Here is an 18,613-nt window from a genome sequence, read left to right as displayed (position 1 = left end):
GCAATTTTAAATTGTAAGGCTGCTTTATTTAGAACTTATTAAGATTAATCAAAGTAGATTTTAAAAGGACTAACTGGAATATGGTTTTCGTTCCATAAGCCGGCAGAAGTTACATTTGCATATGCATACTGTAAGCCAATTGATTCTTCTTCTAATCGAATCTTGATATCATTTGTACCTAAATCAATCACTGCAGGTTTTAAAACATCCCCTGGCATGATCCATTTTAAATCAATATCATTTGTTGTTTCAAGTTGTTCACAATTTGAAAAGTTAAGACGCATTTGTTTTACATCAGCTGAAATTTCAGATAATTGTGGACTTGTTTGCATTTCATCGAATTTACCAAAATTAGAATATAATTCGATTACACGATAACCTAATTGTCTTTTACTACTTGGATGAATCTCGTTAGCTGAATCTTCATCCATAGCTGTAACTAAGTAAACCCGATTTTCTGTTGCTGCAAACTTTTGTTGTGCATCGCGAATTTCAGCCCATGAATTAGCTATCTTATGATTATATTGTGGTAACTGAATAATATAAGTTGGTAATTTATTTTGTTTAAGCGTTTTGCGCCATTCACGGATTAATTTTTTCAAAAGTAACCCATAATGTTTTGTATCTATTCCTGCATCTCGTTCACCTTGATACCAAGTTAACAATTTAAATCGGTAAGGACCCACTTGTGATAACATCGTATCGTATAAATTATCGGATTCTTCTAAACTTGGAATTTTAGTATCAACATAAGCTGCTTTTAAAGTCTCGTTATTTATTAGTGTACTTTCTGATACCCAACTTGCAGCTGAAGTCCCATTTTTAGCACATAATACAAGGCCAATTGGTGTGTATTCATCATATTGACGAACCTTCTTAGCCATATAATAGCCTAATGCTGTAACGTTACCAATATTTTCTTCATCAACAATTTGCCATGGATTTTCTTCTGTTGATTGCTTTTCAGGTATATTGATAAAACGTAAATTCATCATTGGCATTGTTTTATTATGATCAAATTCATCATCTTTAGCCATTTTGAAGTTAGCATTTGATTGTCCAGCAATCAAGAATACATCTCCAAATTGTACGTCGCGTAAAATTATTTTATCTGTTCCTGATTTAACTAGAACGGTCACAATTGTAGGTGCTAAAAATGAGATACTTTCAATTAAAAAGTATCCTGTATCATCAGCAATTCCTGTTTCAATTGTATCTTCGCTACCGCCCATTGAAATCGTTACAGTTACTTCTTGATTGGGTTCTGCATAACCAAAAAAACGTGTTGTCTGATCTTGTTGCATAACCATATGATTAGTAAATAGTGGTGCTAATCGCAATGTTGTTGCCACTGTTAAACCCTTCTTTCTAGTCGCTGTCCATTAAGTATCCTTTACAATTATAACATAAGATAAGCCTCTATCGACTTTTTATCAAATGGATTAGTCAGCTACTTTGACTATTATTTAGTTGTTTGTCCTAGCTATTTTGAATAATAGTTGCTAGAATAAAGACAGTCAAAACAGTGTAAAATCGCCGGGTTTTACAAAAATAATAGTTATCACATCCAAGAGGCCATTTTTTAATGAAGGATGTTGGTACCTATTTTTTATTGTCCATTATTATAAGATTATAAAAAATAGGTACCGATAAGGAGCTCAAAATGAATAATCAAACGGTTTCTATCCGTCGTGAACTTTCAGGTTACGTCACACGGAACGTTTTAAGTACTTTAGGTTTATCTGTGTATCTTCTGGCAGATACATATTTCATTGCTAATGCGGTTGGAACAACTGGTTTAGCGGCTTTAAATATTGTATTACCCCTCTTTAATTTATTAAATGGCGTCGGGTTGTTACTCGGAATTGGTGGTGCAACTTTATTTTCTATTTTAAAGATTAAGGATCAAAAAGCGAGTCAAAAAATTTTCACACAGGTTTTAATTGTTGGGATTATTTTCGGCCTAGCTTTCTCAGTCTTAGGCTTTTTATTCATGAAACCTTTACTCTATTTTTTAGGTGCAAACGCAGGAACTTACAAATTAGCTGCTGAATACCTAACTTATATTTTGCTAGCTGCACCATTCTTTGCTTGTAATTATCTCGTTTTAAGTTTCATTCGAAACGATAATAATCCACATTTATCGATGGTTGCCATGTTAGTATCTAGTTTATTCAATATCATTTTTGATTATATTTTTATGTACCCATTACATCTTGGTATGGGTGGTGCTGCAATGGCAACTGCTGTTTCTCCAATTGTTGCTTTAGCTATATTAACCTTCCATCGTAAAAAGGAAGGACGTCTTTTAACGCTCCAACGAACGTCTATTCACTTTAAGACAATAAAAAAAGTTGTTCAATTCGGGTTCCCTGTCTTTCTAACTGAAATGAGTACAGGTGTCAGCATTTTTGCTTTCAACCTTGTCATTTTAAGTTTAGCGGGAAATACAGCTGTCGCAGCCTATGGAATTATCGCAAACATCGTCTTAGTCGCTTTATCACTTTTTAATGGTGTTGCCCAAGGAATTCAGCCTTTACTCAGTCGAGAATTTGGAATTCGGAATTGGCCAGAAGTTAAGCAAATATTACGTTTTGGGTTAATTGTTAGTTTTATTATTGGCACAATTTTATACCTTACATTGACCTTTGAAAAAGATCCTATTATTGCATTATTCAATAATAGTAACAACCAAGAGTTAATCCATTATGCTGAAATAGGCATTCCAATCTACTTCTTAAGCTTATTTGGATCATCCCTTAATGTTGTGTTTAGCATGTTTTTCTCAGCGATTGGCGAACCCAAACATGCACTTATTCTAGCTATCTTGCGCGGTTATGTCTTACTACTAGGCTTATTATTTATTTTTGCCCACTTCTTCAACTTAACTGGTGTTTGGGTTGCTTTACCCGTCACAGAATTAATCATTGTCGTCATCAGTACTGTATTCCTATTCAGTTTCTTTAATAAACAAATTAAAAAACAATAAAAAGAAGGTTTCTTATTTTATGAAAGTTAAACGTTTTGAAGCAATCACAATTCCCGTAACTGATGTCCAAAGAAGTTTACGTTTTTATCATGAAGTTTTTGATATGACTATGATTGAAAATAGTGAGTTACCTACTGTTCATTTTGGCCATCAAAAAATTATTTTTGAGCCATCAACTAATGTTATTCCAATGACACTTAGTTTCGTCGTTAGTGATTCAATGACCGCTATGGAAAATCACTTGAAAAATTATTTTGTGACTATTATCTCTGGCCCGATTGAAAAGCAAGATGTTAAAAATGCACAATCGATTACAATTTCAGATCCAGATCAGCATATAATCGAATTAATTAGTTATCAGAAATAGATTTACTAAGCTAACATCTAAGCGATGTTAGCTTTTTTACTACTATTAGGTTTTTAAATCTATATGCTTAGATTCTCTAAAATACTTTTCTTTATTCCCACAGCTAAACATGGTAATCTGAAAATGAGTTATATCAGAAAGGCGGTCCTACTATGCAACCTATTATTGATTTACAAGATATTTCACTAGAACTTAGTAACCAATCAATCTTGAACCACATCTCTTTTCAAGTAAACCCTGGAGACTTTTTAACAATCACCGGTCCATCTGGAAGCGGTAAAAGTACCGTTTTGAAATTAATCGCTGGTTTAATTTCAAGAACATCTGGTGATATTAAGTTCAATGAAAAATCAATTGACAGTTATGACCCAATCGAATATCGTCGGATTGTTTCTTATTGCTTCCAAACCCCCGTTTTATTCGGCGAAACCGTTAAAGACAATCTGGAGTTTCCTTATATCGTTCGTAAGCAAGACTTCGATGAATCTCGTGCCATTTCTGAATTAGAATCCGTAGGCTTACCCAGCAGTTATCTTCAGAAATCAATAAATGAACTATCTGGTGGCGAGAAGCAACGTGTTGCCTTAATTCGTAATTTAATCTTTTTACCCAAAATCTTACTGCTTGATGAAATCACAAGTGCTTTAGATTCAGAAAGTAAAAACATTATACACGCATTAATTAATCGTTTAAATGACTCAAATAAAATCACTATTATCGCTGTTACTCATGATGATAATGAAATAAAACTGGCTGATCAATTAATTAATATCGAGGCCGGAAAAATAACGGAGGTTAGACATGCATAATTTAGCCGTTAATAATCTTTCTCTCGTTTTCGCTTTTTCATTAGTACTTGTCTCACTAGGAATTGTATATAAAGAAAAATTAGGCCTAGCAAAAGATATTATTTATAGTGTCATTCGTGCAATTATCCAATTAGTCATCGTCGGATACATTTTAAAGTACGTCTTTAATATTAATAATATTATTCTAACTTTAGTTATGATGTTCATTGTTTTCTTTAACGCTGCGTATAGTGCACATAAAAAAAGCGCAGGAATTCCACATAGTTTTCGTATTTCGTTCATTGCCATTTTTTGTAGTACGTCCGTTACACTTGGCCTTTTACTACTAGCTGGAACGCTTAAATTTATTCCTTCACAAATTATTCCAATTACTGGTATGATTGCTAGTAATTCAATGGTTGCGATTGGTCTTTGTTACCGTAACCTTAACAGTAATTTCCGTGATCAACGCCAACAGATTTTAGAAAAACTAGCACTCGGTGCAGATCTCAAACAAGCAGCATACCCTATTATCCGTGAAAGTATCAAAACAGGGATGTCGCCTACTATTGATTCAGCTAAAACGGTTGGTATCGTTAGTTTACCTGGAATGATGTCTGGGTTAATCTTCGCCGGTGTTGATCCTGTCTTTGCGATTAAATACCAAATCATGGTCACTTTCATGTTACTTTCAGCAACAAGTATCTCATCAATTAGTGTTTGTTATCTTTCATATAAACAATTTTTTAATGATAAGAAGCAACTACGATAAATTAAATATCAATCAACTAAAATAGCCATATGTATAAGTTTTCCTTATACATATGGCTATTTCTTACTCTATAACTTGAAACTCACGGTCCTTCAATACATATTGCGTATCACACATTTTAGCAACATCTGGTTCATGCGTTACAATGATGACACATTTATCTTGTGATTTAGCTAAATCTTGAAGTAATTCAATAATTTCTTTCGTATTAACTTCATCCAAATTACCGGTCGGTTCATCAGCTACGACTAATCGTGCGTCACAACACATCGTTCTGACAACAGCGACTCGCTGTTGTTGCCCACCAGAAAGATGTTGAACGTTCTTCTTAGCCATATCCTCATCAATACCAACTTTTTTCAACATATCAAAGGCATATTGTTTATCACCAGCATGTGTTGCTCCGGTAATGTCCATCGCAGTCATTAAGTTTTCCAACGCTGACATATAAGTAAATAAATTATAGGATTGGAAGATAATCGAGACATCTTTATTTCGATAATGAGTTAATCCGATTTTATTGATTGCCTCACCTTCATATATAATTTCTCCAGATTTTGGTTTATCTAAACCAGCAATTAGTGAGAGAAATGTTGTTTTTCCTGAGCCACTACTACCGACAATTGCATATGATTTACTTCTTTCAAAAGTTAAATTAACCTTTTCAAATAAGGGGTTATCCTTATTTTCATACCAATACGCGACATCTTTAATTTCAATCATTTAATCACTCCTTTCTATTATTTATGAAATCAGAATTTTCTTGGGTTCAAGTCGTAAAATACCTAACGATGCTAACATAATCGAGATAAAGATAATTGCCAGACCCATACCACCTAATTCTGCCAAATCTTTGATACTTACAGTTGTGCTTAGATTCTTTAATTTCTCAGATTTAGTTGTCGCTGACTGCCCTGGTATACCACTTGGATCTGTTCCACCAAATTGTCCACCTTTAGTACCACTTGGCGCACCGCCTCCACCTTGCATATCATTTGAAGTTGTAGCTGTTGTAGATGTCGTTGTTTGTTGGCTTATCAATTGATCACCTACTGCATTACCAACGAATTTCCCACCAATTCCGGCAACAACTAATGACACGAGTAGAACCATAAACATTTCAACAAAGAATTGTGCAATAACTTTCCAACGTTTTTCACCTAATGATAGGAGGACACCAATTTCATAGCGACGTTCTCTAATCATTAAAATAACAATTAAGGCAAGAATGATAGTTCCTGCAACTGCGACTAATAGAACAATTTTTTGGGCAAAACTCTTAACATTATTCAATGGTGTCAGCATTGATTGATAAGTACTATCGTTTGTTGACATTGAAAATTTAGATGTGTTAATTAATTTCTTAGCTGCTTTTGTGAAAGTTTCTGACTTGGCTGGATCACTTAATGTATACACAACTGAATCGGCCGTATCTTTATACTTACTACCTTTTAAAGTATTCGCAAATGTGTAAGCTGTATAAATAGTATTTGATGGATCAGTAGCTCCTGGCCCACCCATACTTGTAGAACTAGTTGAACTAGCTTTATAAATACCGACAACTTCAACTTTATACTTCGTACCACCAGTTGATTTCATTGTAATTGTATTGCCCACAGAAATATGGTTAGTAGAAGCAAGTTCTGATTCAATCACAACGTTTTTAGTATTTAAATCACTCGAATTTAAACCACGACCTTTTGTAATTTTGGCACCACTAGTATTTAGTGCACTAGCCGTTGAACTTACACCGGAAATAGAAATATCACCCGTTGTTGCAGAAGTTGCCATTTTCTTGCCGCCCATCCCACCACTTTGACTTGAGGTCGATGTTGTTTTAATGGCATCAAATGAAGAAGCATTAGCTGTAGTTGAAGTGGTGATACTGTAACTCTTCACATTGCTTAATGCACCAACTTTTTTAGCTGTTGCGACTGTTACCCCAGCTAAGTTTAATGATGGTTTAGTGGTTTTTGAGCTTGAAGTTTTCATCTCGCTAAAAGCTTTATCTCGATTAGCTGATAATGTCACCGTTGCACCCGCACTCTTCTTCGCATCATTTGCCGCAGTTGTTGCTGCATTTTGAATAATTAATCCTGCTAAAACGAATAACATAATAGCTGACATAACTAATACAAGTAAAAAAGATCGTCCTTTTTTTGCTTTAAGATTTAATAAAGCACGTTTAAAAAAATTCATATTTATTACCTCCATATTCTCTTAAATTATTTGATAAGAATAAGCATAGCTAATAATTATGAATTATTTTTGAATATTATCAGAACATTTTCGTTTGTTATACAAAAAAAAGTTTTATTATGAATAATAATTCATAATAAAACCGTTTTCTTTATTTAATCTATTAGACTTTTCCAATCTCTCGACCAGATTAATCCTAAACATTTTTCACCTGTGTGAACACCGACAAGTGGTCCAATATAACCCGATTCAAATTTCATTTTAGGAAAACTAGTTCTCAAGTCTTGTCCCCATTCAGCTTGAAGTTCCGGATTATTCGCATCAATTAAATTAATTTGAACTGGATAATCAAGTGAACGTGTTGCTTCTGAGAATTGAGCTTTAATTTCAGAATAGGCATTTTTCATTTTGCGTTCTTTACCAATAGCAACGATTTTACCTTCTTTATCAAAAGTTAAAATCGGTTTAATTTTCAATATGTTTCCAACAAAACCTGAATGATTTGATAAACGACCGGTCCTCATTAAATGATTTAAATCATCAACAACAAAAAGAACCCGTGTTGTTTCTCTTAATTCGGCTAACTTTTCAAGTATTTCCATAACGTTTTTATCTTTATTAGCTAATGTGGCAGCCAATTGAACCATGTTACCCATCCCCGCGCAATCAATTTTCGAATCAAAAACATGCACATTGATGGCCGAAACAGATGATGCGAAAGCTTCAAGATTACCAACTAATCCACTAATACCTGATGATAAATGGATACAAATAACATCTGTATAGCCTTCAGCAGCAAGTGCCTTAAATTTTTCTTCCATTTCACCCATCGATACCTGGGAAGTTGTTGGTAAAACATCTTCTGTTTTTAATAATTGATAAAATTGAGTTGCCGTTAAATCGGCATTTTCATGATAGACATGATTTCCAAATAATACTGGGTTATTTACTACTTTAATATCTAATTGTTCAACAATCTCATCTGTAAGATAAGCTGAACTATCCGTTAATACAGCAATTTTCATTATTTCACATCCCTATTTTTACTATCCTATCACACATTATGCTCGAATACTTTAATTTAACTAACCATTTGGCGACCAATAACTAATCCTAACAGTGTCATCAAGCCACCAACAATATAACTAGCTAATAAATAAATCATGAATAACGATATTTTTTGGCTTTTAATTAATTTAACCAATTCAAAGTTATACGTTGAAAAGGTTGTAAAACCACCCATTGTTCCAGTACCAAGTAAGACTAACATCGGACTAGATAAATTAATTCCTGTTAAAAGACCTAAAATAAAACTACCTATCAGATTAATTAATAACGTTCCAACTGGAAATTGATCAGTTAGATATCGATTACTTAAATTTGTTATCCCATATCTTAACATAGCACCGATTGCAGCGCCAATCCCAACTAATAGTGTCATCATGAACGTTCACTCTCCATTCGCCAATCTCCAATCCGATTGCCTAATGAATAACCAAGTAATGTCATGGAAAGTCCACCTATAATCGTTACTAACACATAGATGAGTGCATAGCCCCATTGTTGCGTCTCTATTAACTTTACAGCTTCCAAACTATATGTTGAAAACGTTGTAAAAGCACCTATAAAACCTGTTTTTATCCCCAAAGTTAACCAATCTGGGACTTTTTCGGTTGTTTCAATATACTGAACTAAGAACGCCAAAATAAAGCACCCTACGACATTAATCATTAATGTCCCCAGTGGGAATCCATTTGGTTGAATAATCGTTAAACCAAGTAAGTACCGACTTATTCCACCAAAAAAAGCAAACAATGCAACAATTATATAATTCATTTTATGACCTTCTTATCAATTTTACATTTACTACTTCATTTTACCGAATTATCTAGTTAATACCAAATTAAAATGGACCACTAGAAATTATCTAGTGATCCATTTAGGCTAATCTTGGCTTAGTTTAAATTGACTCCATGGTTTCAAAAAATCGAGTAAGAATAATTCATCATCTATAATATGCCCAACAATATTTACACGACCATCATTTTTCATTTCTTTTAAAGCAATTTGTGTTTCACCTTTATATTGTCCATAACCTTCATTATCAATTAAGACGTCACCACGCTTAATTAATTTTGTATTATGTGCAGGAAATTCTTTATCTTTATACACAACCCGTGTCATTGTCGAACGTAAAAGATACGCTGAACGATCTCCGCGGTAACTATGAATATTATCAAATAATACTACTTTTTCAACCTCAGTAATATCATCTGCCGTTTCAATTTTAATCGTCGGATAATTGGCGTTGAATGCTTCTGATGCTGCTTTTAATTCATTTTCTGAAGCGTACGCGTTTGCGATAATCACATCATCAATTAAATCTGTCATCACCATATGTTTAACTTGTGTGGCAATATCTAAATGTCGATGATCCTCTAATGTACATAGTCCATCAGCAGTTGGCCAAGGTCCAAAAGTAGCTGACTTAGCATTAACAAAAGCTGCCGTATTTAAATTGTATTTTTTAAATTTCTCACTGCAAGCTACAAAAAAGTTATACTCTAATCCTGTGTATTCATGTGGATAAAAATTATGTGAACCTAATAAGTTCTCTCTTTTTGGTGAATAACTCATAATGTTATCCACATAGTTAGTCCCAGAACTCATATTTATTTCTATTTTTAAGTCATATGGATTGCGTGTCATTGCTGCTTCTTCTGCACCTGTAAATCCTAAATCTAATCGAACACCATATGCACCCATATCGTCAAAGAATTTTAAATCTTGATAACTAATATTTAGTTGTTCAAATAAATCAGGATTGATATCAACCATTACTTCCATACCAAGTTTATTTGCGTAAGCAACTGTCTTTTTAAATTCTGATAATACCTTATCTTTACCATCTGTCACTTGGAGTAAACTCGTAAAGACTCTTTTATACCCGTATTTACATGCCAAATCTAAATATGCTGTATCATCATTATAATTTGATCGTTCTGGATAAATTGAAATACCTAATTTTCCCATTATTATTCCTCCTAAATATTATTAAGGTCTATACCAATATTATAAAGGACATATAATGTAATTGAAAGCGCATTCCAAAAAAACTTTTGATTATTTTTAAATTTTTTCTTAATGTTAAGGTTATTTTAAGGTTCATGTTGTATATTGAACTTATCCCAAAACAACATAAATAACTAACCTTTATACTTTTTCATTTCTCCTCCAAAGTAATGAGAGAGAGAGCTAATTTATTAGCTCTACAACTTACTCCCTAGAGACTGCCTTCCCAGCAGTCTCTTTTTTGTTTCTAAATATTAAGAATCGTGCTAATATTTTAATCACGAAGGAGGTCTTAAGGATGCAAACCATTTATACGCTAATAACATTGATTTTTCTTAGTGTTATACCACTTCTTGTAGCTGCTTTTTTACTAACAGCTGTGAACAGTAATACAAAAAAACAATTATCATTAAATCAACAATTATACTTGGGTTCATTGGGTATTATTATCCATGAAGCAAGTCATGCTATAATGGCTTTTTTATTTGGATTTCACGCCATTGAAGTTAAATTAATTAAACGTCCACATCCCGAAATTGGTGATAACTCACTTGGATTCGTTCGTTATAGCTCACCTAAAAATATGCGTGGTAAAATTGGACAAGCAATGGCCGGTATTGCGCCCATCATTGGCTGTTCAATCGTAATTATTGGCCTTTTTATTCTACTGCTACCTCACTCTTTTAATCTACTATCAACAATGCTAGTTAACCAAGCATTTAATACTCAATCGTTATTTAACCTATTCACCTCGTTATTTCAATCTTGGTCATTAAGACTTATCCTGTGGTTGTTAATCACAACATCTATTACAATTGGTGGTTTTGATTTAAGCTCAGCAGATAGAAAAGGATTTGGTCTTGGATTCAGTTTATTAGCACTTTTAATCATTATCTTTTATTATTTCTTAACTCTATTTAATCACCAGACTTTAATGATGACTCTACTATCAAAATTTGCCTTATCTATTGGTCTAATTACTATTTTGATGCTGTTTTTATTACTTATTACAAATTGGCTGGTTAAAATCATCAAAAATAAATAAGACTATCTCATATTGAAATGGTCTTATTTATTAGTTGTATCGACTTATTTATTTCCACCACAATTTAACTAATGCTTGTGTACCGTCATTACCTAATCCATCTTCATCAACTAATTTTTCATATAGTACTTTAGCTTCTTTTGTTGCGGGTAGATTAATATTCATTTTTTCTGCTTCGTCTAATGCAATACGCAAATCTTTAAGAAAATGTTTTGCAAAGAATCCTGGTGTATAGTCATCACTTAAAACTCGGGGCGCATAATTGTCTAAACTCCAATTTGCTGCACTTCCCCCGCCAACTGTTTTAATGACACTTTCCAAGTCTAAGTTTGCTGCCTTAGCGTAAACTAACAGCTCAGTCATTCCGGTCATTGTTCCAGCAATCATAATTTGATTAGCCATTTTTACATGTTGGCCTGATCCATAACCACCAAACAAGGCAATTGTTGTTCCCATCTTTTCAAAAATAGGTTTCACTTGTTCATATACATCACTGTGTCCACCAACCATAATTGTTAGCTTCGCATTCTTTGCACCAATATCACCACCAGAAACAGGTGCATCTAACGCAAACAACTCATGAGTTTCCGCGTAATCACCAATTTTTTTCGCTAGTGTTGGTGTACTTGTTGTCATATCAACTACAATTGCGCCTTTTTTAGCACCAGCAAAAATACCATTTTCTTCAAAATATATTGCTTCTACATCTGCAGGAAAACCAACCATCGAGAAGATAATATCACTTTTAGCCGCAACCAATTGTGGCGAATCAGCCCATATTGCCCCTTGGCTAACTAAGTCATCTGTCTTTGATTTGGTTCGATTAAACACGGTTACTTCATAGTTCGCTTTCAATAAATAACTAACAATTGCTGAGCCCATAACGCCCGTTCCAATAAACCCAATTTTTTTCATAATAATCTCCTTTTATAATTTTCTTTAGTATGCACCTTTAAGGTTACGACTGCCATTAATAATAGTTAAGCCTAAAATAAAATCCCACTACAAAATTTGTAGTGGGATTTTATTTATACTGCTTTATTTTGAGCAACTTTTTCACTTAAATACTTTGAAAATTTACTCTTATCATGATAACCAACAACTTTTTCAATTGCTTTGCCATCTTTAAATAATAGAAAACTCGGAATACTCATGACATCATATTCCAATGCTGTTTCTTTATTTTCATCAATATTCAACTTTACAAATTGCATATCATCTTTGAATTCTTGTTCTAATTCATCAATAACAGGTTCCATCATACGACATGGACCACACCAAGGAGCCCATAAATCAACAATTGTTAATCCGGAATCTGTATGTTCCGCGAGCGTTTTATCTGTTACTTTTGTGACCATTTTATCGCCTTCGTTTCGTTATTTTTTATTCTGAATATTATACATATGAATTAAAGTCGTTAATATAATAGCCCCAAAAACAATTCCAGCAAAAAGTACTGCTGAAACTTCGATACCAATTTGAGGGATAGAAAGGAATAACTTCACCGCAATTAATGCGATTAGCAAGTAAGCCATTGATTCTAACTCCGGAACAACCTTCATCAACTTCATAATCAATGTCGCAATCCCACGCATGGCTAAAATTCCAAACATCCCACCGATTAAAACAATGACTGGATTTGTCGAAATTGCTAACGATGCTAAGACAGAATCAATTGAAAAAACAATATCCATCATCTCAATTGAAATAACAACTGACCAAAACAATGAGAATGGACCTTTTCGTCCATTACTTTTTTTCTCTGATTTAGGTTTTGGCGTTTTAATTTTTGAAAAGAAATAATGGGCTGATAGGTAAATAAGATACCCAGCGCCAATTACTTTAATTTCCCAGAAATCAATTAAAAATGTTCCAATTCCAATAATGATGAACCGGAAAATATATGCACCCCATAATCCGTAAAATAATGCTTTTTCTTGTTCTTTTTTACTTGGTAATTTTTGTGTTTGTGCAGCTAATACAATTGCGTTATCCACTGATAATAAGCATTCGATTACTGCTAATGATAGGATAATTATCCAATCACTACTTGATTCGACAACTGTTTTCCAATTGTTTAGATCAAAAAATGGTCCATATAAGTTTGCTAACATTTAATTCTCATACTTTCTTTCAATAATTTTTATAAATAACTGTAAATGATTATTATACAGCAATTACCAGATTATGCCATAACATATGAACAACAGTAACTGCCAGCTACATTTCTCGAATAGCAATCAATAATGACAGTTATGACACTTTATCTCGATTCATTAAAACAACATGTTGGTCTTGCTCATTTAACCGATCAACATGTTTTTCGCCCCAAACACACAATTTATTTAATATAGTACTCAAAGACTCACCATATTCAGTCAATTGATAATCTACTTTTGGTGGTACCTGTTCATAGATATGTCTAGAGATAATCCCATCGGCTTCCAATTCACGTAATTGTTGCGTTAACATTTTTTGGGTTATTTTCGGAATTGCACGTTTCAGCTCACTAGTTCTTCTTTTTCCACCACGTAAATGGCATAAAATAATTGTTTTCCATTTTCCGCCAATGACTTCTAAAGTCGCTTCAACACCAATATTATATGTTTTATCTTCCATTCTTCCTCCTATAGGCACTAAAAAGTTCCTATAGCACTTTTTAGTACGTTATTGTCTTATTGTTGCGTACACGTATAATCATAAATTGTAGCATTATTCCAACAAAAATCAAGGAGGCTTTACAAACTTATGGAAAAACCAAAAATATCACCATCCCTAACACTCTTAGCATTGGCTATTAGTGCTTTCGCAATCGGATCAACAGAATTTATTAGCGTTGGGCTCATCCCCTTATTAGTCAAAGATTTTGGTATTTCATTAAGTCAGGCAGGACTTAGCGTTTCATTATATGCATTCGGTGTCACAATAGGTGCACCCGTTCTAACTATTTTAACTGGCCAATTTGATCGAAAAAAATTACTCTTAAGTATCATGGCGTTATTTATCGTTGGTAATTTAGTTGCAGCATTTGCACCAACTTTTTCAATTTTATTAATTGGTCGAATTATTTCTGCATTGTCTCACGGTATATTCATGACAATCGCTTCCGTTATTGCGGCTGATGTTGTTGAACCTTCAAAACGTGCTAGTGCTATTTCAGTCATGTTTACTGGTTTAACCGTTGCAACTGTAACCGGTGTTCCTTTAGGTACATTTATTGGTCAACATACTAGTTGGCATGGATCATTTATTTTTATTAGTATCATTGGACTAATTGGTTTAATCGCCAACTTTTTCCTCGTACCAAATGGTTTACCAATTCCTGGAAAATCTGATGCGCATGGTTTTATCCGTGTCCTTAAGAACAAATATCTATTGATTACGTTATCATTAACCGCCTTAGGTTACGGTGGGACATTCGTTGTTTATACGTATATTACGCCACTCTTAGAAACTTCAATGGGTTACAGTGAAAGTGCTGTTGTTATCATTTTAATCGTCTACGGATTGATGGTTGCCCTTGGAAATACGATTGGCGGCCGTTTAGCAAACCATAATCCGCTCCAAGCATTATTAAAAATGTTTATCGGACTTGCAGTCGTCTTATTTATCCTTTTCTTTACTGCTAAAATGTCAATTCTAGGTTTATTAACCGTTATGGCCTTAGGACTATTCGCCTTTATGAATGTTCCAGGATTACAACTATACGTTGTTCAATTAGCTGAAAAATATACCCCTAAAGATATTACTTTAGCATCGTCGCTAAATATTTCTGCTTTCAATATTGGCATTACGTTAGGCTCTTTAATTGGTGGACAAGTTGTTTCTAATCTCGGATTAGGTATGACGCCACTTTTTGGGACAGTCATGGTTTTAATCGCCATCTTCATGACAATGTACTTAATTACACTCAATAAGAATGAGAAATAACAAAAAAACGGGTCACAACGAATATAAAATTCATTGTGACCCGTTTTTATTAGGCTCTCTTTGCACGTAACCCGATTCCCGTCCAACCACTAATGATTGAAAAGACAGGCGATAGTAAGCTAAAGAACGCAAATGGTAAGTAGTCTAGCGTTGGAACTCCCAACGTGCTTGCTGCAAACGCACCAGCTACACCCCAAGGGATTAAGTAATTAATCACTGTTCCGCCATCTTCAAGTGCACGACTTAAGGCTAAATTATCTAATTTTGATTTATCAAAAGCGGGTTTAAACGCTTTTCCAGGTAAAATAACTGATAAGTATTGTTCTCCAACAAATAAATTAACTCCAATTCCAGCAAAAATAGTTGCCGTAATTAATTTACCAGATGAATTTAAACGTTTAACTAAAGGTTCCATAACGACTTCAATAATATTGAAGTTCATTAGTAAGCCGCCTAACGTTAAAGTTAAAATTATTAATGACACGGTTCCCATCATACTTGAAACGCCACCTCGTGTTAACAGCATATCCACATTTGCATCTCCAGTTTTAGAAACAAATCCTGACTGAATCAACGCCGCAACATCTTGTAAACTCGTAAATGGTTTTTGAATAAATAACATAACTAACGATACACCAATATTGATAAATAACGTTGGAATAGCTGGAATTTTTAACCAGGCACAGACAAACATTAAGATAATTGGTAATGCCGCCCAAGCTGTGATTGAAAAGTGACTAGATAAAATTGAAATCGTATGATTGATTTTATCCATATTTGCTGCCATACTACCACTTCCCAAAATGAAATATAAAATTAAAGATCCTACAAAAGCAGGAATTGTTGTCCACATCATATTTTTAATATGTTTAAATAAATCAGATTCTCCAATGGCAGCTGCTAAGTTCGTTGAATCTGATAAGGGAGACATTTTATCCCCAAAGATAGCACCTGAAATAATTGCTCCTGCCACTAGTGCAGGATTAACCCCCATCGTCATCCCCATACCGAATAGTGCGATACCCACAGTTGAAATTAAAGTGAAGGCACTCCCAATTGATAATCCGATAATAGCACAGACAATAAAAACGGAAGGCACAAAGAATTGAACACTAATCAGATTAAATCCCCAAATCATTAAGGTTGGAATAATTCCTGCCGCAATCCAAGTCGCAATCAATGAGCCAATCAAAATAAAAATAAAGATGGGAATTAACCCTGTACTCATTCCATCCTTGATACCCGCGTGAATCTCATCCCATGAAAAATGACGAATTCTAGCCCATAAAATTAACAACCCAATCACTAACATAACTGGTGTTTGAGGTGATAACCCAAACTTAATTACACCAAATCCCATAATAATCAACATTACTACTAAAACACTTGCTGCTTCTGTAAACGATAATTTATTTTTCATTAGTAAACACTCCTATTTTTTAGTCGATTCTAGTATTTATCATGAAAAGTTTGATATCGAAACTGACCCCAATTTATATTTTTCATTTTTAACACTCCTTTTCTGGACAAAAAAAGTCCCTGATACAATATTAAATATTGTATCAGGGACGACTCTAGCCGTGGTACCACCCAGTTTAATTGAGAACCCAAATTCTCACTCACTAGATGATAACGGTTCTAGATATTTATCCGATGTTTAAAATAACGTTAACGTATTTGGTTAATTTATCCTGATTGGTTCGCATCAACCACCAACTTTCTGACTCCCAGATAAATGACTACTTATGTGTTAACTTTTATTTATTAAGTTGAATGAATCTTAACATGCCTAAATATCCTTGTCAATAATGTACATCTTATAGTATTTCCTTTAGAACACGATCAACTGAGAAATAAAAGGCTTCTTCCCCAGCCACATCTTTAAAGCCAGATCGTTCAAACATTCTCATTACATTTGGTTGAACTGAAGAAAAAATCACTTCATGATTTTTAGTCTGAGCATCACTATAGAAATCCTGAATAACAGCCATTGCTGTATTATCAATTGATGGTACGCCTCGCAATGAAAAGATAACTAAATCTCGTTCATGAAGTGGCTGTAGTGCCTTATCTAATCGATCCGCAGACATGAAAAATAGTGGTCCAGTGATGTAGACAACTGCCCAATCATCTTTTAATCTATCTTGTGTTGTTTCGACTTTGCTTAAATCAACATCTTCAACAACAACATCTAAAATAGAACTCTTAGCCACAAAAATAACGATCCCGACTAAAACACCGGCCATAATCGCCGTACTCAAATCAAAAATAACGGTACTTATTAATGTTAAGAAAAATAGAATTAAAGCACTTTTAAATTTATTTTTAAAGAGATACTTGATAGCTGACCATTCGTTCATCCGCCATGAAGTCACAACTAACACGCCAGCTAATGCCGATAAAGGAATCTGTGACATGATTGGTGCCAATAAAAGCATTGAAACTAATAACGCAAGTGCATGGAAAACGCCTGTCAATCGCGTCTGTGCACCTGATTTAATTGCTACACTCGTTCTAGCAATCGCAGCCGTTGCTGGAATACCACCAAAAAATGGTAAAATCATATTTCCAATACCTTGAGCGATTAATTCTTGATTACTATCTAAGGTTTTACCTGTCATGCGACCAGCAGATGCCCCGCATAATAAACTTTCAATCATTCCCAGTAAAGCAATACTTGCGCCAGGAATAATTAGATTTTTAACTGTTTGAAGATTTAATGCACCTAAATGTAATCTATCATCACTGATAACACTTGTTGGAATCTCGCCAACTGTTGCGACATCTAATTTAAATATCATTGTAATTGCCGTAGTAACAATAATTGCAATCAACGATGCAGGAATAACTTTATTCCATTTTTTTGGAAAAATAAAAAGTGCAATAACAACTAAAATTGCCATCAAAGTCGTTGCCAACTTAGGTTGAAAACCTAAGCTAGGATAACTACCAATTTTTTCAATTAAACTACTTCCGTTTGAATGCGTACCAAAAAAATTATCTAATTGCCCGAAAGCAATAATAATTGAAATTCCTGATGTAAATCCTGTAATAACAGGGGCAGGAATAAAAGTCGTTAAAACGCCTAATTTAAATATACCGGCTAACAATAAAATCACTCCGGCAATCAATGTAGCAATAAAAACCCCTTTTAATCCATATTGTGCAATAACACCCATTAATACTGCGGCCATCGCTCCAGTTGGTCCTGATATTTGATAATATGCCCCAGATAAGGTACTTATCAAAATCCCAGCAACAATGGCTGTGATTAACCCAGCAGCAGCTGTTGCCCCACTTGAGACACCAAATGCCAAGGCTAACGGAATAGCAACTGCAGCTACCGTTAAACCTGCCATAAAATCTTTAGCTAATTTTGTTGCATTATAACCTTTAAACTCGTTTTTTAATATTGAAATATAATTTGATATCATCATCATGCTCCTATTTA

Annotated in this window: 19 protein-coding genes; 6 read left to right on the top strand and 13 right to left on the bottom strand. The window is 33.9% G+C overall.

Annotated elements, in window-relative coordinates:
- Window positions 1-44: 44 nt before the first annotated feature.
- A complete protein-coding gene (locus tag AC1RPN_RS01200) occupies window positions 45-1,352 on the bottom strand; it encodes a sialate O-acetylesterase (protein ID WP_481760947.1) in 1,308 nt (435 codons plus the stop codon).
- 311 nt (window positions 1,353-1,663) lie between these two features.
- On the opposite strand from AC1RPN_RS01200, the gene AC1RPN_RS01195 reads away from it, so the two are divergent.
- The 4 genes from AC1RPN_RS01195 to AC1RPN_RS01180 all read left to right on the top strand — a co-directional run bounded on the left by AC1RPN_RS01195 (window position 1,664) and on the right by AC1RPN_RS01180 (window position 4,916).
- On the top strand, window positions 1,664-2,989 hold the full coding sequence (locus AC1RPN_RS01195) for an MATE family efflux transporter (RefSeq protein ID WP_481760948.1): 1,326 nt from the start codon (window positions 1,664-1,666) through the stop codon (window positions 2,987-2,989).
- Between the two features lie 19 nt (window positions 2,990-3,008).
- Window positions 3,009-3,356 (top strand): VOC family protein, encoded by a 348-nt coding sequence (locus AC1RPN_RS01190; protein WP_481760949.1) that lies wholly within the window; start codon window positions 3,009-3,011, stop codon window positions 3,354-3,356.
- 152 nt (window positions 3,357-3,508) lie between these two features.
- Window positions 3,509-4,165: an ABC transporter ATP-binding protein gene (locus AC1RPN_RS01185; RefSeq protein WP_481760950.1), complete on the top strand. Its 657-nt coding sequence runs from the start codon at window positions 3,509-3,511 to the stop codon at window positions 4,163-4,165.
- Window positions 4,158-4,916 carry an ABC transporter permease gene (locus tag AC1RPN_RS01180; protein ID WP_481760951.1) on the top strand — a complete coding sequence of 253 codons (759 nt, stop codon included), beginning with the start codon at window positions 4,158-4,160 and terminating at the stop codon, window positions 4,914-4,916. Before AC1RPN_RS01185 ends, AC1RPN_RS01180 begins: the two co-directional genes overlap by 8 nt.
- Window positions 4,917-4,979: 63 nt before the next feature.
- Here AC1RPN_RS01180 and AC1RPN_RS01175 read toward each other — a convergent pair whose 3' ends face one another.
- The 6 genes from AC1RPN_RS01175 to AC1RPN_RS01150 form a co-directional block, all read right to left on the bottom strand.
- Window positions 4,980-5,639 (bottom strand): ABC transporter ATP-binding protein, encoded by a 660-nt coding sequence (locus AC1RPN_RS01175; RefSeq protein WP_481760952.1) that lies wholly within the window; start codon window positions 5,637-5,639, stop codon window positions 4,980-4,982.
- A 21-nt stretch (window positions 5,640-5,660) separates the two neighbouring features.
- A complete protein-coding gene (locus AC1RPN_RS01170; protein WP_481760953.1) occupies window positions 5,661-7,115 on the bottom strand; it encodes an ABC transporter permease in 1,455 nt (484 codons plus the stop codon).
- 155 nt (window positions 7,116-7,270) lie between these two features.
- A complete protein-coding gene (locus AC1RPN_RS01165; RefSeq protein ID WP_481760954.1) occupies window positions 7,271-8,140 on the bottom strand; it encodes a DegV family protein in 870 nt (289 codons plus the stop codon).
- 56 nt (window positions 8,141-8,196) lie between these two features.
- The gene (gene crcB / locus AC1RPN_RS01160) at window positions 8,197-8,559 is read right to left on the bottom strand and encodes a fluoride efflux transporter CrcB (RefSeq protein WP_481760955.1); all 363 of its coding nucleotides are present in this window, start codon (window positions 8,557-8,559) and stop codon (window positions 8,197-8,199) included.
- Window positions 8,556-8,951: a fluoride efflux transporter CrcB gene (gene crcB, locus AC1RPN_RS01155; RefSeq protein WP_481760956.1), complete on the bottom strand. Its 396-nt coding sequence runs from the start codon at window positions 8,949-8,951 to the stop codon at window positions 8,556-8,558. Before crcB (AC1RPN_RS01155) ends, crcB (AC1RPN_RS01160) begins: the two co-directional genes overlap by 4 nt.
- Window positions 8,952-9,059: 108 nt before the next feature.
- Complete coding sequence (locus AC1RPN_RS01150) at window positions 9,060-10,148, bottom strand: DUF871 domain-containing protein (RefSeq protein ID WP_481760957.1); 1,089 nt, start codon at window positions 10,146-10,148, stop codon at window positions 9,060-9,062.
- 337 nt (window positions 10,149-10,485) lie between these two features.
- On the opposite strand from AC1RPN_RS01150, the gene AC1RPN_RS01145 reads away from it, so the two are divergent.
- Window positions 10,486-11,232, top strand: coding sequence for a hypothetical protein (locus AC1RPN_RS01145; protein WP_481760958.1), 747 nt, complete (start codon window positions 10,486-10,488; stop codon window positions 11,230-11,232).
- A 48-nt stretch (window positions 11,233-11,280) separates the two neighbouring features.
- Here the strand turns inward: AC1RPN_RS01145 and AC1RPN_RS01140 are convergent, their stop codons facing one another.
- The 4 genes from AC1RPN_RS01140 to AC1RPN_RS01125 all read right to left on the bottom strand — a co-directional run bounded on the left by AC1RPN_RS01140 (window position 11,281) and on the right by AC1RPN_RS01125 (window position 13,851).
- Window positions 11,281-12,147, bottom strand: coding sequence for an NAD(P)-dependent oxidoreductase (locus AC1RPN_RS01140; protein WP_481760959.1), 867 nt, complete (start codon window positions 12,145-12,147; stop codon window positions 11,281-11,283).
- Between the two features lie 113 nt (window positions 12,148-12,260).
- The gene (trxA, locus tag AC1RPN_RS01135; protein WP_481760960.1) at window positions 12,261-12,590 is read right to left on the bottom strand and encodes a thioredoxin; all 330 of its coding nucleotides are present in this window, start codon (window positions 12,588-12,590) and stop codon (window positions 12,261-12,263) included.
- An 18-nt stretch (window positions 12,591-12,608) separates the two neighbouring features.
- Complete coding sequence (locus AC1RPN_RS01130) at window positions 12,609-13,346, bottom strand: TerC family protein (RefSeq protein ID WP_481760961.1); 738 nt, start codon at window positions 13,344-13,346, stop codon at window positions 12,609-12,611.
- Between the two features lie 139 nt (window positions 13,347-13,485).
- Window positions 13,486-13,851, bottom strand: a complete 366-nt coding sequence (locus AC1RPN_RS01125) for a winged helix-turn-helix transcriptional regulator (protein WP_409021715.1) — start codon at window positions 13,849-13,851, stop codon at window positions 13,486-13,488.
- A gap of 129 nt (window positions 13,852-13,980) precedes the next feature.
- On the opposite strand from AC1RPN_RS01125, the gene AC1RPN_RS01120 reads away from it, so the two are divergent.
- The gene (locus AC1RPN_RS01120) at window positions 13,981-15,162 is read left to right on the top strand and encodes an MFS transporter (RefSeq protein WP_481760962.1); all 1,182 of its coding nucleotides are present in this window, start codon (window positions 13,981-13,983) and stop codon (window positions 15,160-15,162) included.
- Window positions 15,163-15,211: 49 nt separating this feature from the next.
- Here the strand turns inward: AC1RPN_RS01120 and nhaC are convergent, their stop codons facing one another.
- Window positions 15,212-16,582, bottom strand: a complete 1,371-nt coding sequence (gene nhaC, locus AC1RPN_RS01115; protein ID WP_481760963.1) for a Na+/H+ antiporter NhaC — start codon at window positions 16,580-16,582, stop codon at window positions 15,212-15,214.
- A gap of 397 nt (window positions 16,583-16,979) precedes the next feature.
- Window positions 16,980-18,596, bottom strand: a complete 1,617-nt coding sequence (locus AC1RPN_RS01110; protein WP_481761141.1) for a SulP family inorganic anion transporter — start codon at window positions 18,594-18,596, stop codon at window positions 16,980-16,982.
- Between the last annotated feature and the right edge of the window lie 17 nt (window positions 18,597-18,613).

The organism is Dellaglioa sp. CoH-57-MRSF-20 (genome assembly GCF_056781955.1).
Note: the sequence above shows the minus strand (reverse complement) of the source record. Positions and strands in the feature narration are given on the sequence as shown.